This is a genomic window from Brevundimonas faecalis (assembly GCF_040549405.1).
Taxonomy (GTDB): Bacteria; Pseudomonadota; Alphaproteobacteria; order Caulobacterales; family Caulobacteraceae; genus Brevundimonas; species Brevundimonas faecalis.
On record NZ_JBEPTF010000002.1, the window covers coordinates 383,257 to 397,616 of the forward strand.

At 67.4% G+C, this 14,360-nt stretch carries 14 protein-coding genes; 7 read left to right on the top strand and 7 right to left on the bottom strand.

Going from position 1 to position 14,360, the window contains the following annotated elements:
- The first annotated feature begins 12 nt into the window (after positions 1-12).
- On the top strand, positions 13-807 hold the full coding sequence (locus tag ABIE19_RS09870; protein WP_354089000.1) for a HesA/MoeB/ThiF family protein: 795 nt from the start codon (positions 13-15) through the stop codon (positions 805-807).
- Here ABIE19_RS09870 and ABIE19_RS09875 read toward each other — a convergent pair.
- The gene (locus ABIE19_RS09875; RefSeq protein ID WP_354089001.1) at positions 774-2,705 is read right to left on the bottom strand and encodes an alpha/beta hydrolase family protein; all 1,932 of its coding nucleotides are present in this window, start codon (positions 2,703-2,705) and stop codon (positions 774-776) included. The two genes, ABIE19_RS09870 and ABIE19_RS09875, sit on opposite strands and share 34 nt — an antisense overlap.
- A gap of 161 nt (positions 2,706-2,866) precedes the next feature.
- Positions 2,867-3,853: a 2-hydroxyacid dehydrogenase gene (locus tag ABIE19_RS09880; protein ID WP_354089002.1), complete on the bottom strand. Its 987-nt coding sequence runs from the start codon at positions 3,851-3,853 to the stop codon at positions 2,867-2,869.
- Between the two features lie 107 nt (positions 3,854-3,960).
- Here ABIE19_RS09880 and ABIE19_RS09885 point away from each other — a divergent pair, with 107 nt between their 5' ends.
- From ABIE19_RS09885 to fabB, 3 genes are all read left to right on the top strand, one after another.
- On the top strand, positions 3,961-4,476 hold the full coding sequence (locus ABIE19_RS09885) for an SH3 domain-containing protein (protein WP_354089003.1): 516 nt from the start codon (positions 3,961-3,963) through the stop codon (positions 4,474-4,476).
- A 70-nt stretch (positions 4,477-4,546) separates the two neighbouring features.
- Complete coding sequence (gene fabA / locus ABIE19_RS09890) at positions 4,547-5,083, top strand: 3-hydroxyacyl-[acyl-carrier-protein] dehydratase FabA (RefSeq protein ID WP_354089004.1); 537 nt, start codon at positions 4,547-4,549, stop codon at positions 5,081-5,083.
- A gap of 134 nt (positions 5,084-5,217) precedes the next feature.
- Entirely contained in the window at positions 5,218-6,447 is a 1,230-nt protein-coding gene (gene fabB / locus ABIE19_RS09895; RefSeq protein ID WP_354089005.1) for a beta-ketoacyl-ACP synthase I, read from the top strand.
- Between the two features lie 324 nt (positions 6,448-6,771).
- On the opposite strand, the gene ABIE19_RS09900 is transcribed toward fabB, so the two are convergent.
- Both ABIE19_RS09900 and ABIE19_RS09905 read right to left on the bottom strand, forming a co-directional pair.
- Entirely contained in the window at positions 6,772-8,127 is a 1,356-nt protein-coding gene (locus ABIE19_RS09900) for a S1C family serine protease (protein WP_354089006.1), read from the bottom strand.
- A 118-nt stretch (positions 8,128-8,245) separates the two neighbouring features.
- On the bottom strand, positions 8,246-9,436 hold the full coding sequence (locus ABIE19_RS09905; RefSeq protein ID WP_354089007.1) for an acyl-CoA dehydrogenase family protein: 1,191 nt from the start codon (positions 9,434-9,436) through the stop codon (positions 8,246-8,248).
- A gap of 154 nt (positions 9,437-9,590) precedes the next feature.
- On the opposite strand from ABIE19_RS09905, the gene ABIE19_RS09910 reads away from it, so the two are divergent.
- Together ABIE19_RS09910 and ABIE19_RS09915 are read left to right on the top strand one after the other, a co-directional pair.
- On the top strand, positions 9,591-9,857 hold the full coding sequence (locus ABIE19_RS09910) for a DUF6356 family protein (protein WP_354089008.1): 267 nt from the start codon (positions 9,591-9,593) through the stop codon (positions 9,855-9,857).
- Entirely contained in the window at positions 9,854-10,474 is a 621-nt protein-coding gene (locus ABIE19_RS09915) for an energy transducer TonB (protein WP_354089009.1), read from the top strand. The genes ABIE19_RS09910 and ABIE19_RS09915 overlap by 4 nt, the downstream gene beginning before the upstream one ends.
- A 19-nt stretch (positions 10,475-10,493) precedes the next feature.
- Here the strand turns inward: ABIE19_RS09915 and ABIE19_RS09920 are convergent, their stop codons facing one another.
- Complete coding sequence (locus tag ABIE19_RS09920; RefSeq protein WP_354089010.1) at positions 10,494-11,021, bottom strand: hypothetical protein; 528 nt, start codon at positions 11,019-11,021, stop codon at positions 10,494-10,496.
- 73 nt (positions 11,022-11,094) lie between these two features.
- Here ABIE19_RS09920 and ABIE19_RS09925 point away from each other — a divergent pair, with 73 nt between their 5' ends.
- Positions 11,095-12,285 (top strand): CaiB/BaiF CoA transferase family protein, encoded by a 1,191-nt coding sequence (locus ABIE19_RS09925; protein WP_354089012.1) that lies wholly within the window; start codon positions 11,095-11,097, stop codon positions 12,283-12,285.
- Here the strand turns inward: ABIE19_RS09925 and ABIE19_RS09930 are convergent.
- Both ABIE19_RS09930 and odhB read right to left on the bottom strand, forming a co-directional pair.
- The gene (locus ABIE19_RS09930; RefSeq protein WP_354089013.1) at positions 12,272-12,706 is read right to left on the bottom strand and encodes a hypothetical protein; all 435 of its coding nucleotides are present in this window, start codon (positions 12,704-12,706) and stop codon (positions 12,272-12,274) included. The two genes, ABIE19_RS09925 and ABIE19_RS09930, sit on opposite strands and share 14 nt — an antisense overlap.
- An 85-nt stretch (positions 12,707-12,791) precedes the next feature.
- A complete protein-coding gene (gene odhB / locus ABIE19_RS09935; RefSeq protein ID WP_354089014.1) occupies positions 12,792-14,309 on the bottom strand; it encodes a 2-oxoglutarate dehydrogenase complex dihydrolipoyllysine-residue succinyltransferase in 1,518 nt (505 codons plus the stop codon).
- Between the last annotated feature and the right edge of the window lie 51 nt (positions 14,310-14,360).

The following is a 14,360-nucleotide window of genomic DNA, read 5'->3' on the forward strand; positions in this document are numbered from 1 at the left end:
AAACAGGCAGGCGTGACCCAATCTCCTCCCTCCCCTCCCGTCCGCTTTTCCGACGAGGAGGTCGATCGCTACGCGCGCCAGCTGGTCTTGTCCGAGATCGGCGGCCCCGGCCAACAGGCCCTGAAACGCGCTCGCGTCCTGATCGTCGGCCTGGGCGGGGTGGGCGCGCCCGCCGCCCTCTATCTGGCCGCCGCCGGGGTCGGAACGCTCGGCCTGATCGACCATGACAGGGTCGCGCTGTCGAACCTGCAACGCCAGATCATCTTCACCACCGCCGACACGGATCGGCCCAAGGTCGAGGCGGGCGCCGAACACCTGGCCGCCCTCAACCCCCATGTCGCCGTTGAGCCCTTCGTCGCGCGCCTGACCTCCGACAACGCCCGCAGCGTGATCGAGCGCTTCGACGTGGTTCTGGACGGCACCGACGACTTCGACACCCGCTTCGCCGTCAACGCCGCCTGTGTCGGCGCGGGCGTGCCCTTGGTGTCCGGAGCATTGGGCCGCTGGAACGGCCAGGTCGGCACCTTCACCGGCCGTCCCTGCTATCAATGCCTGGTGCCCGAGACCCCGCCGGAGGCCGAGACCTGCGCCCGCGTCGGCGTGGTCGGCGCCCTGGCCGGCGTCATCGGCGCCATAGCGGCCCTGGAAACGATCAAACTGATCACCGGCGCAGGCGAACCGCTTGCCGGTCGCCTGATGCTCTATGACGGACTGGCCGGAACGAGCCGCGTGGCCAAGGTGGCGGCTGACCCCGCTTGCCCGATCTGTAGCGATCAGGCGAAAGCACGCCGTAGCAACGCCACATAGCGTTCCATCAGCTCTTTCTCGACCTTGTCCTCCCAATCCCCGTGTCCGGCGTCGGGCACTTCAACGTGATCCACCGACTTGCCTGCACCGCGCAGTGCGCGGTTCATGATACGAGATTGGACAATGGGAACGATCTCATCGTTCACGCCGTGCACCAACAGGACGGGACAGGCGATCTCCGCCGCTCGGCGACGCGGGGACGCTGCTTCCAGCATGGGCCCGTCGACCTCCGGATCCCCGATCCGCTTCTTCCAGAAATCGAAAATTTCCTTGGTCGGCGTCTCGTCGTCGCGCTTTTCCCAGGCCAGCATGTCAGGAAGATCCGACACGCCGCAGATCGAGATGGCGGCCTTGTAGAGGTCGGGCCGCCGCACGGCGCCCATCAAGGCGGCGTAGCCGCCGTAGCTGGTTCCCATGATGGCCACCCGCTCGGCGTCCAGCCCCTTGTCGCGCACCACATGGGCTACGGCGTCCTCGATATCTTCCTGCATCCGCTCGCCCCAACGGCGCCAGCCCTGTTTGGCGAAGTCCAGGCCATAGCCGCCTGAACCACGGAAATTGGGTTGCAGAACCCACCAGCCCTGGGCCGCCAGCACCTGCACCTGTCGATCAAAGCGACGCTGATCGCGGACTTCCGGGCCGCCGTGCGGCAGAACGACCAGAGGCCCAGGCGTCCCGCCCGGCGGAGACGTCAGGTAGGCCTCGATTTCAGCGCCGTCGCGCGTGCCGATCTTCAACAGCCGACAGTGGCCCAGGCGTTGCGGATCAAGCACCAAGCGGGCGCCCATGTTGGTCATGCTCCTCGCGGTCTTGTCGTAGAGATACCAGGCGCCCGGTTCACGCGGGCCGTCGACATAGGCGACGATTCGACTGCGGTCGGGGCTGATTTGGACTAGGTGGACGTCGCAGTCGTCGTCGAAGAAGCGATTCATGGCGCGGTGGTGCGCCGCAAGGCCCGGCTCGGCGAACTCATACTCCAGTCGATCGCCATAATAGGCCGCCCCCACATAGCGGCGGCGATCGTCGAGCAGACCATAGAGCACGTCCCGCCCCGCGCGCGGCTGCATGGGCGGACCAAAGGCCAGGGTATGCAGATTCATCTCGCGGATGGTCTCGACATCCTCGCCCTCTGCGCGTGTGGAAACGAGCACGGTGTCGATGTTGTCCCCGCCGGCGACCCAGGAAAGGTCGGGCTTATCGACGATGCGGGTGCGCCGCATGAACTTCCATTCGCTTTCGCCCGGTGCGCGAGCGTAAAGGGTCTCCACCGTTCGGCGTGGATTGACGTCACGCCGCAGAACCGCGACGCCGTTGTGCGTACGCCAACCGACAGTGGCGAAATTGCCGCGCTCCAAGCGCTCGGCCCTGCCGGTGTTGATGTTGACCTTGTGCAGACCCATCACGCCTTCAACCTCCCAGGCCACCATCAGAACGTGGTCGGGATCTTCGGGCAGGAGATCGATGACAGCGCCCATGTCCTGGGATCGGCGCATGCGCGCGGCGTCAGTCTCAAACAGCACGACCGGATCTCCGCCCGCCGTGTCCAAAGAGACGACACGGCGCGCCGTGACGGTTTGGGCCGCCCCGGGCGTGAGAGAACCGATTGGTTTCGCCCCGGGCACAGTTTTCTTGATCACCACCCCGGCCAGCAAACGTTGCTCGTTGGCCCAATCCAGCCATTCGACCTTCAGACTCCCGAGTTCGATGCGCCGCACGGGTCTTGCCGGATCGACCGCATCGAACAACAGGATGAGGCCTCGCGGGTCATCGGCTGCGCCGTGCTGTTCCAGGACCGCGATACGGTCGCCCGAAGGCGACAGGACGACGGCCCGGGTCTTCGCTTGGGCGAAGAAATCGGCCAGCGGATAGGCGCTCGTCGCTGCGTGGCTCCGCCCCATCCCCCAAAGGACCGCGATCAGGCCGGCGCCTAGGCCCAGCGCGCCTCGCCGCGACAAAGCTGCTGCATGGCTAGTCGTCTGAATTGTCATGTGTTCCCCCGCGAGACCTCGCCTTACTGGAGGTCCGGCGGCGGAGCGTCAAGATCATCGGGTAACGTCGTTCACAACATCGCCGGAATGACCCGGTCCGGCGGGCGGTGGCCGTTCTGATAGGTCATGATGTTGGCGATGACGCGGTCGCCCATGTCCTGACGGGCCTCGATGGTCGCTGAGCCGAGGTGGGGCAGGAGGACGACGTTCGGACGGCCGATCAGGCCCGGATGCACCGCGGGTTCATGCTCGAACACGTCCAGGCCGACGCCGAACAGGGCGCGGCGATCCAGGGCCTCGACCAGGGCCGCCTCGTCGATCAGTTCGCCGCGCGCGGTGTTGACCACGATGGCGTGGGGTTGAAGCCGGGCGAGACGCTCGGCCGACAGCAGATGGTGGGTATCCTTCGTGGCCGGACAGTTCAGGGAGACGACATCCATCCGCGCCAGCATCTGATCCAGGTCGTCCCACCAGGTGGCGCCCAGCTCCTCGGCGATCATGTCCGAAACCGGCTTGCGGTTGTGATAGTGGACCTGCATGCCGAAGGCCTTGGCGCGCCGGGCCAGGGCCTGGCCGATGCGACCCATGCCGACGACGCCCAGACGCTTGCCCCACAGCTTGCGCCCGCACATCCAGGTCGGGCTCCATCCCTGAAATTCGCCCGCCGCGACGACATTGGCGCCTTCGACGACACGGCGGCTGACGGCCATGATCAGGCTCATGGTCAGGTCGGCCGTGTCCTCGGTCAGGACGCCCGGGGTGTTGGTGACGATGATCCCGCGACCGACGGCGGCGTCGATGTCGATATGGTCCACGCCCGCGCCGAAGTTGGCGATCATCTTCAACTGCTCGCCCGCCGCCGCGATCATCTCGGCGTCAAGGTGATCGGTGATGGTCGGCACCAGAATCTCGGCCCGCTGCAGAGCCTCGACCAGAGCCTGTCGGTCCATGGGGCGGTCCGTCAGGTTCAGCTCGGCGTCGAAAAGCTCGCGCATCCGTGTTTCGACCGTGTCGGGCAGCCGTCTGGTTAATACGACCTTAAGCTTGCGGACGGACATAGGGAGCCTGGGTTTCGACGGACGGCGACGTCTGTGCGGGACGGATTGATCCGATGTCTAGCAAAGCTGTGGTCAGGTTCAAAAGTTTCCGGCGTATCGCCGTCATCATGTCTGTCCTCGGCCTGGGCGTCCTCGCGGGCGCCGGCGCGACCATGCCCAACGGCCGCCCGACCCCGACGGGTCTGGAGGTGCCGCGCTGGGTCACGCTGAAGTCCTCGCAGGTGCGGGCGCGTCAGGGGCCTGGCCTCGACTACCGCATTCTGTGGGAATACCACGCCGCCGGCCTGCCCGTTCAGGTGATCGCCGAGACCCGTGAATGGCGCAAGATCTGCGACCCGGACGGCTCGGTCGCCTGGATTCACCGCACCGTGGCCTCAGGCCGCCGCAGCGTCTTCAACCGGTCGGACGCCGAGATCATGATCCACGCCGGCCGGACCGAGGCCTCGGCCGTCCGCGCCCGCCTGTCGCCCCGCTCCATCGTCTCCCTGGACGAATGCGAGGACGGCTGGTGCCGGGTTCGCGCCCGCAAGATACGCGGTTGGGTAGCCGAACGGGCCGTCTTCGGAACCCAGGAACGCGCCCTTTGCAACGCCTCGCGCCCGGCCGGAGCGGGGCGCCGCTAGACCTCACCCCTGTTGAGCAGGCGCGCCGCCTCGTGTAACGCGCCAGCAACACCTGCCGGAGTCCCGAATTTTGACCCAGTCCCAATATCCGTCGTCGTTTGATCATGAAGGCCTGCTGGCCTCGGGCCGCGGCGAACTGTTCGGTCCGGGCAACGCCCAGCTGCCTGCCCCGCCCATGCTGATGTTCGATCGGATCAAGACGATCTCGGCCGACGGCGGCGACTACGGCAAGGGCTATGTCGAGGCCGAGCTCGACATCAACCCGGACCTCTGGTTCTTCCAGTGCCACTTCATCGGCGACCCGGTCATGCCGGGCTGCCTGGGCCTGGACGCCATGTGGCAGTTGGTCGGCTTCTACCTCGGCTGGATCGGCGGACCGGGCAAGGGCCGCGCCCTGGGCGTCGGCGAGGTCAAGTTCACCGGTCAGGTGACGCCGGACGTGAAGAAGGTGGTCTATAAGGTCCACCTGAAGCGCGTCATCAACCGCAAGCTGGTCATGGGCATCGCCGACGGCGTGCTGGAGGCCGACGGCGAGGTCATCTACACCAGCAACGACATGCGCGTCGGCCTGTTCGGCGGCCAGGCCGAAGGCGGCGAGAAGGCCTGAGGCTTCTCGCCTCCTTGCCCCCGACGGCGTCTTGCGGGCATGGTCCGCTGGCGTCGGGGGCGGTTCGTCCCCACCTCCTCATCCAGACCGCGGCCAACGCGGCGACCTGAAGACTTGAAAGTTAGGAAACCACCATGCGGCGCGTCGTCGTCACCGGACTGGGCATCGTCTCCTCCATCGGCACCGGCCAGGACGAGGTCGCGGCCTCGTTACGCGACGCCAAGTCGGGCGTCCAATCCGCGCCGGACCACATCAAGTACGGTTTCCGCTCCCAGGTCTGGGCGCCGCCCGCCCTGGGCCATACAGCCGAAGACTGGGCGCCGCTGGTCGATCGCCGCGCCGCCCGCTTCCTGGCCAACGGCACGGCCTGGGCCCACATCGCCTTTGAAGAGGCGTTGAAGGACAGCGGCCTGTCCTCCGACGAAATCAAGGATCCGCGCATCGGCTTGATCGTCGGCGAAGGCGGTCCTTCGACCCAGGTTATCCTGCAGGCGGCCCAGACGACCGCCGAGAAGGGCTCGCCCAAGCGCGTCGGCCCCTTCGCTGTGCCCAAGGCCATGGCCAGCGGCCCCTCGGCCGTCCTGGCCACCTGGTTCGAGCTGAAGGGGATCAACTATTCGATCTCCTCGGCCTGCGCGACCAGCGCCCACTGCATCGGCGCGGCCGCCGAGCAGATCGCCTGGGGCAAGCAGGACGTGGTCTTCGCCGGCGGCTGCGAGGACATCGACTGGTCCATGTCGAACATGTTCGACGCCATGGGCGCCATGTCCTCCAACTTCAACGACAGCCCGGCCAAGGCCAGCCGCGCCTATGACAAGGATCGCGACGGCTTCGTCATCGCCGGCGGCGCCGGCATCGTGGTGCTCGAGGAATACGAACGCGCCGTGGCGCGCGGCGCGACCATCTACGCCGAGGTCACCGGCTACGGCGCCAATTCCGACGGCTACGACATGGTCGCCCCCTCGGGCGAGGGCGCCGAGCGCTGCATGAAGCTGGCGCTGGAGATGGCCGGGAACCCGCGCATCGACTACCTGAACCCACACGGCACCTCGACCCCGGTCGGCGATTCCAAGGAGATGGGCGCGGTGCGTAACGTCTTCGGCGACGACCTGCCGATGATCTCCTCGACCAAGTCGCTGACGGGTCACTCCTTGGGCGCCGCGGGCGTGCAGGAGGCGATCTACTGCCTGCTGATGATGAAGCACGGCTTCGCCGCCGAAAGCGCCCACATCGAGAACCTGGACCCAGAGTTCGAAGGCATGCCGATCCTGCGCAAGCGCCATGACGGCGAACTGAAACACGTCATGTCCAACAGCTTCGGCTTCGGCGGCACCAACGGAACCCTGATCCTGTCCAGGGTCTGACGCCTCGACCGGGGCCAAGCTTGGCCGGAGAACTTTCTTCGGGGAACACGAAAACGCCCCCATTCCGTCCTTCGTCCGCCCGGAAGGCCGATCATAAGTCGATTATCGGCCTGTCGGAGTTCGGAAGAGTCCCGGATCCTGAACAGCCCCCCCAGCCCCCCAGGATTTTTCCGCGTTAAGGGCTTCGACGGGCCGATGCTTCCTCCAAGCGAGACGCCCGCGACCGCCCCCCTCCCCCTCCTGGCGACGCGGGCGTTTTGCTGTCTGGAGCAGGGTCGCGGATAGAGGCGCTTTCGGATGGAAAGCGCCTCCGGCCGTCGATGATCAGCCCGGCAGGCTGATCTCGGTTCTTTCACCGTCGCGCAGGACCGTCAGGGCGACCGCGCCCGTCCCCTGCAGCGCCCGCGCCAGGGCGGCCATGTCCGCCACGCCGGCGCCGTTCGCCGACACCACCACGTCCCCGGCCTGGACGCCCGCCGCGGCTGCGGCGGACCCCGCCTCGACCACGGCGATCTGGGCGCCGTCGGAAACATTGCGGAAGGTCAGGCCGCGCGCCATGGCCGCATGGGCTCCGATCCGCACGGCGGCCGGATCCGAAGCCTCCACCGTCAGATTGGCCGTCCGCTCGCGACCGTCGCGCAGATAGACGACGGGCAGGACCGCGCCCGGCCGGGCGATGCCCACCGTGGCCTGGACGGAGCCTGCGTTGGCGACAGGGCGATTCTGGATGCGGGTGACGACGTCGCCTGCACGCAGGCCCGCCTGATCCGCCGACGAACCCGGCGCCGCGTCATAGACGACGGCCCCGCGTACGATGCTCATGCCCAGTTCGCGCGCACGCTCGGCCGTCAGGGAGCCCACGGCCAGACCGACCTGGCCGCGCTTGACCTCTCCGCTGGCGCGCAGTTGATCCACGACGAACATCATGATCCGCGTCGGCACGGCGAAGGCGATGCCGTCGTTGCCGCCGCCCATACCGCCCGACAGGATGGCCGTGTTGATGCCGATCAACCGTCCCCGGCTGTCCAGCAGCGGCCCACCCGAATTGCCCGAGTTCACGGCCGCGTCGGTCTGGATATAGTCCTCGATGGCGTCGCCCATGCCCGACCGGTTCAGGCCGGAGATGACGCCCATGGTCAGGGTCTGGTCCAGGCCCAGGGGATAGCCGACGGCGAAGGCCAGGTCGCCGGTGCGCAGGGTGTCGGAATCCACCGTCTGGACCTGCGACAGGCCAGAAGCCTCGATCTTCAGGACGGCGATGTCGGTGGCCTTGTCGGCCCCGATCAGGGTGGCGTCGAACAGGCGCCCGTCGATCAGGTCGACGGTGAATTTCTGGCCATTCTCGATGACGTGGTGGTTGGTGACGATGATGCCGTTGGCGGCGTCGATGATGACGCCGGAGCCGCCCTGGGCGGGCTTGGGATCATGGTCGGAGCTGGGTCCGCGCGACTGCCCCAGGGTCGTCACCTGGACCACCGCAGGCAGGGAGGCGTCGAGGCCCGAGGCGAAGGTGAAAACCCCGCGCCGAGCGTCATAGGGCAGACCTTGCACGCTCGGCGTTTGAACCGTCGCCGCAGCCGCTGTCGCCGCTGACGCCGTCGTGGGAAGCCCTCCCGCCGAAAGGCTCAGGATCAGGGTCAGGACGGCGCCGGTCGCGGCCGGCAGGGCGTATCGGTTCATGGTCATTCCCTTCGCGGACTCACAGCCTAGTGCGAAATCCGTGCAGATGCGATCCGCATCCGAACCCCGCTGAAAGCTTCAGGTTCCCGAAGCGAAGCCGCGAAGGGAGATGTCGGGATCAGAAGGCCGCTTCGCCCGTGATGGCGCGACCCAGGATCAGGGCGTGAACGTCGTGCGCACCTTCATAGGTGTTGACCGTCTCGAGGTTCATCGCGTGGCGCATGACATGCAGTTCGCCGGTGATGCCGGCGCCGCCGTGCATGTCGCGGGCCTCGCGCGCGACGGCCAGGGCCTTGCCGCAGTTGTTGCGTTTCATCAGGCTGATGGCCTCGGGAACCCAGGCGCCCGTGTCCAACAGGCGACCCAGGGCGTAGGCGCCCTCGAAGCCCAGGAAGATCTCGGTCTGCATGTCGGCCAGCTTCTTCTGGATCAGCTGACGCGACGACAGGGGACGACCGAACAGGGTGCGCTCCGCCACATAGTCGCGGCTGGCGTGCAGGCAGAACTCGGCCGCGCCCATGGCGCCCCAGGCGATGCCGTAACGCGCCTTGTTCAGGCAGGAGAAGGGCCCGCGCAACCCCTTCACGCCCGGCAGCAGGTTGGCCTCCGGCACGAAGACGTCGTTCAGGCCGATGTCGCCGGTGATCGAGGCGCGCAAGCTGAGCTTGTCGCCGATCTTGCCCGTGGTGAAGCCGTCGAAATCGCGCTCGACGATGAAGCCGCGGATCACGCCGTCCAGCTTGGCCCAAACGATGGCCAGGTCGGCGATGGGGCTGTTGGTGATCCAGTACTTGCCGCCGTTCAGGCGATAGCCGCCCTCGACCGCGACCGCCGTGGTCTTCATCGAGGCCGGATCGGAACCGCCGTCGGCCTCGGTCAGGCCGAAGCAGCCGACCAGTTCGCCCGCCGCCATCTTCGGCAGGAACTTCATCTTCTGCTCTTCGGAGCCGAAGGCGTAGATCGGGTACATGGCCAGGGACGATTGGACCGACATGGCCGAGCGATAGCCGCTGTCCACCGCCTCGATCTCGCGGGCGATCAGGCCATAGGCGACGTGGCTGGCTTCCGAACCGCCGTACTGTTCCGGCAGCATGGCCCCCAGGAAGCCCATCTCGCCCATCTCGGTCATGATGGCGCGGTCAAACACCTCGTCACGGAAGGCCGCAACCACGCGCGGCAGCAGGGCGTCGCGGGCATAGGCGCGCGCCGCGTCCTGGATCATGCGCTCGTCGTCGGTCAGCCGTCCCCGCATGTCGAAGGGGTCGTCCCAACGGAAGGTTTGTTGCGAGGCGTGCGTGCCTTCGGCCATGACGTGTTTCCCTAGTGTCCGTGTCCGGAGTTCCATGCCGTCGTCACGCAGCCTTGAGCGGGCGTGACGATGCGACCCCTGTTCCGGCGGCGGGTTTAGGCCAAAATGACGAAGCCGGGTAGAGGGCCGCCCGGAACCGCGTTAGGCTTACCCCATGTCGAGCACGTTTTCCCGTCTGTTCCGCGATCACCCGCGCGAGGTCCAAGAGACCTATTTCGAGCATATGGCCGCCTCTTCGCGCTTCGGTTTCAAACTGATGCGGCTGGCGAGTTGCGCCTTCATCCACTCGGTCGTGCCGGGCGTGCACAAGACGACGGTGTCCGACGCCATACGCAGCATGGCCCGCGACATGGGCGGCCGCGCCGAGGAAGCCCGCGAATGCCGGATGCGCGACGCGGGGGTCTGGGACGTCGGTCTGTGACATCAATCGGCGCCGCTCTTCTTATTCTGTTTCAAACCTCGACTTCGGCCGCCCCTCCGCCGATTGAGCCGCCGCCGACGCAACGCCTGGATGTCTCGCCGCGCTTCCTGTCGCAGCCCAACATCCAAGACCTCTTCCCCGCTCGCGCGCTCAAGGAAGCCGTATCGGGCGTCGCCCGCATCCAATGCGTCTCGACCCGCGAAGGCGGCACGCGCGATTGCCGCGTGATCGAGGAAACGCCTCTGGGCTGGGGTTTCGGCCAGGCAGGCCTGGACGGCATGGCCCGATCAAGACTGCAGCCCGGCCAGGTCGACGGGCAGCCTGTCGACAGCCGGGTGGTTCAGCCCTTCACCTTCATCGCCGTGGGCGAGGTCGAACTGGACTGCGCCGTCGATCCTGACCAGAACGTCAGCGACTGCCGCATCGCCAAGGAAGTCCCGTCCGGGCGCTGCCTCGGCGCTCGAGCCCTGCGTCAGGCGAAAACAGAAAGTCCCGATCGCTGGGACCTGGCTCGCGCTCGGAACGGACGATTCGCATGGCGCATGGATGTCCATGCGCCCCTGGCGGATTCCCCCGAACGGACCGGACAGCCTGGCTGCATGCAGCCGCCGGGCTGACGAAGGCGGGAAAACCGGCCTAGTCCGCGCTTCCGAGCCGGCGGTAGAAGCCGTCGATGTCGGACCCCATGCCGCAGAAGCGGCCGGCCGCGCCGCCGTCCTCGACAAATATGCCTTCCGGTCCGACACGCACCTGGATGACGGGAGGATTGGCGCCGATGTCCGCGGCGGTGATGTCGTTCAGTTCGCCCTCGAACGGCACCACACGCGCCGCGATAACCCCATCCGCATCCTGCGGCCCTATCGCCTGAAGCTCGCAGTCCGCGGCCGTGGCGGCGCCGTTGGGGACGCCCCCCGCGCGAAGTGAGACGCGCCAGACCGAACCTTCCTTGTTCAGCGCCAGGGTCGCCCTAGCCGGTTCGGCGCGTTCGAACAGGGCGTCGGGGGCGCCCGCCGCCGACTTTGCCTTCGGCTTCGCGTCCTGAGACGTCGTCAACGCGGGGGGCTGCGAAGCCTCCGTCGTCTCGGTCGAGGCGCTTTCGGCCGAAGACGGGCTGCACCCCGCCAAGCTGAACAGGCCGACGGCGGCGATCGACAGAAGACGCATGGAACCCTCGCTAAAACTCAACCGGACGACGGTTCAGCTTCTCGGCGTCAGCGTCAAGCGCTAAGCCTTGGACATGACCCAGACTCAAGGCCCGCTCTCCGGCGTTCGCGTTCTCGACCTTTCCCGTGTCCTGGCCGGCCCCTGGGCGACCCAGACCCTGGCCGACCTCGGCGCCGAAGTGATCAAGATCGAGCGGCCCGGCGAGGGCGACGACACTCGCCACTGGGGCCCGCCCTTCACCACCACGACTGACGGGTCGAAAGGCGACGCCGCCTATTTCATGTGCGCCAACCGAGGCAAGAAGTCCGTCGCGCTGGACATCGCGACGCCTGAAGGCGCCGAGGCCGTGCGCCGACTGGCCGCCACCTGCGACGTGGTGGTCGAGAATTTCAAGACCGGCGGCCTGGCCAAGTATGGCCTCGACTACGCTGGACTGTCGGCGGTCAATCCGCGCCTCGTCTACTGCTCCATCACCGGCTTCGGCCAGGACGGGCCGGACGCCCACCGCGCCGGCTACGACTACATGATCCAAGCCATGGGCGGGCTGATGTCGGTCACCGGCCAGCCGGACGGCGCGCCCGGCGCCGAGCCGATGAAGGTCGGGGTCGCGGTCGTGGACCTGTTCACCGGCCTCTACGCCTCCAACGCCATCCTGGCGGCCCTGTGGCATGCGCGAGCGACAGGCGAGGGACAGCACGTCGACATCGCCCTGTTCGACGTCCAGGCGGCCATGCTGGCCAATCAGGCGACCAACTGGTTCGTCTCGGGCAAGGCTCCGACGCGGATGGGCAACGCCCACCCCAACCTGGCCCCCTATCAACCCTTCCCCTGCTCGGACGGCATGGTGGTGATCGCCGTCGGCAACGACGGCCAGTTCCGCGCCCTGGCCAAGGCCCTGGGCGTCGAGCCCATGGGCGCCGATCCGCGCTTTTCCACCAACGCCCTGCGGGTCCAGAACCGCGCCGAACTGTCGCCGACCCTGTCGGCCCTGACCGCGAGCTTCACCATGAAGGAGCTGATGGCGGCGCTGGAGGCGGCGGGCGTGCCCTGCGGCCCGGTCAACACCATCGACCAGGTGTTCGAGGAGCCGCAGGCCATCCATCGCGGCCTGATCGTCGAACAGACGCGCCCTGATCTGGCCGAGCCGATCCGCACCGTCGCCTCGCCCATCCGCCTGTCCAGGACCCCCGTCCGCTACGACGCCCCGCCGCCGAAGCTGGGACAGGACACAGACGACGTGCTGGCGACAATCAAGCCGGACTGAAAACGCCCGTCAGCGCCAGGAACAGGCTGATCGCGACAATCGCTAAGATCAGACCGACTCCGATCCAGTGAACCGGACGAAACCGGCGCGGCAGACTGGTGCTGGCGAAGCCGCCCGAGGCCGCCATGAACAGGGCCATCACCCGGCCGACCGCTCGCGTCGTCGGTTCGCCGGGCTGCAGGTCGTCATCCTCGTCGGCTGTGAACTCGCCCGCCCTGACCCGCGCCAGCAGGTCGCGGGCCTGTTCCGCCTGATCGGCCCGCCCCATCAGCCGCAGCCCCAGCGCCCGCTGCATCAACGGGTCGACCGTGGTCTGGAACCGCTCGGTCACATCGACCTCGACCCCATGCGAGGCAAGGAAGGCCGCCGCGAGATCGGCCTCATAGACATCCTGAAAACGGGCGATCTCGACCAGGCTCATGGGCCGAGGCTAGCACGCCCGGCCCAATTGAAAACGGCGGAACTCTTTCGAGTCCCGCCGTCGTCAGTCTGGGATCACGTGGCCCTTAGAGGTCCAGCAGGGCGCGCGCCGGGTCTTCCAGCAGTTCCTTGATGCGGACCAGGAAGGTCACGGCTTCCTTGCCGTCGACGATGCGGTGATCGTAGCTGAGGGCCAGGTACATCATCGGACGGATCTTGACCTCGCCGTTCACGGCCATCGGGCGCTGCACGATGTTGTGCATGCCCAGGATGCCCGACTGCGGCGCGTTCAGGATCGGCGTCGACATCAGCGAGCCGTAGGTGCCGCCGTTGGTGATGGTGAAGGTGCCGCCCTGCATCTGATCCATGGTCAGGGCGCCGTCGCGGGCGGCCTTGCCCAGGGCCGCGATGCCCTTCTCGATGCCGGCCAGCGACAGGACGTCGGCGTCGCGCAGGACCGGAACCACCAGGCCCTTGTCGGTGCCGACGGCGATACCGATGTCGTAGTGGTTCTTGTAGATGATGTCCGTGCCGTCGATCTCGGCGTTGACCGCCGGGATTTCATGCAGGGCCTGGACCACGGCCTTGGTGAAGAAGGACATGAAGCCCAGCTTCACGCCGTGGCGCTTTTCGAAGACGTCCTTGTACTGGGCGCGCAGGGCCATGACGTTGGTCATGTCCACCTCGTTGAAGGTGGTCAGCTGGGCGGCCGTATTCTGGGATTCCTTCAGGCGACGAGCGATGGTCTGGCGCAGGCGCGTCATCTTCACCCGTTCTTCGCGCGGCTGGTCGGCGCGCGGGGCGGCAGGCGCGGCAGCGGCGGCGGGCGCAGCCGGAGCGGCGGCGCCGATGGCGGCGATAGCGTCAGCCTTGGTGATGTTGCCCTTCGGACCCGAAGCCGACAGCGAGGCCGGGTTGATGTTGTTTTCCGACACCACGCGCTGAACGGCGGGCGACAGGTGGGCCGAGGCCGGAACCTGGGCCGAGCCCGTATTGGCGGAAGCGGCGGCCGGAGCCGCAGCCGCAGCCGCCGGAGCGGCCGAAACGGCGCCCGAGGCGGCGATGGAACCGATGACCTGACCCGGGGTCACGGTCGCGCCGTTGTCGGCGGCGATGGTCAGGACGCCTGCGGCCGGAGCCGAGACTTCCACCGCAACCTTGTCCGTCTCGATCTCGACCAGCAGTTCGTCCTTGGCGACGGTGTCGCCCGACTTCTTCAGCCAGGTTCCGATCGAACCCTCGGCGACGCTTTCACCCATGGTCGGGACGGCGATCTCGACCGAGGCGCCGCCCGAAGCGGCCGGAGCGGCAGCCGGGGCCACAGCGACGGGAGCCGCAGCAGCGGCAGGCGCCGAGGCGGCGGCCGCGCCGCCTTCGCTCACCGAACCCAGAACCGTGCCGGGGACCACGGTGTCGCCTTCAGCCGCGTTGATCGCAGCCAGGACACCGTCGGCCGGGGCCACGACTTCCAGCGAAACCTTGTCGGTTTCCAGCTCGACCAGGACTTCGTCCTTGCGGACGGCGTCGCCGACCTTCTTGGTCCACTTGGCGATGGAGGCTTCGCTGACGGATTCACCGAGGGCGGGGGTGAGGATATCGGCCATGGTTCGGTCCAGTGTTTTTTCGTGTCTTGGCGTATCTATAGGTCAGGCGAG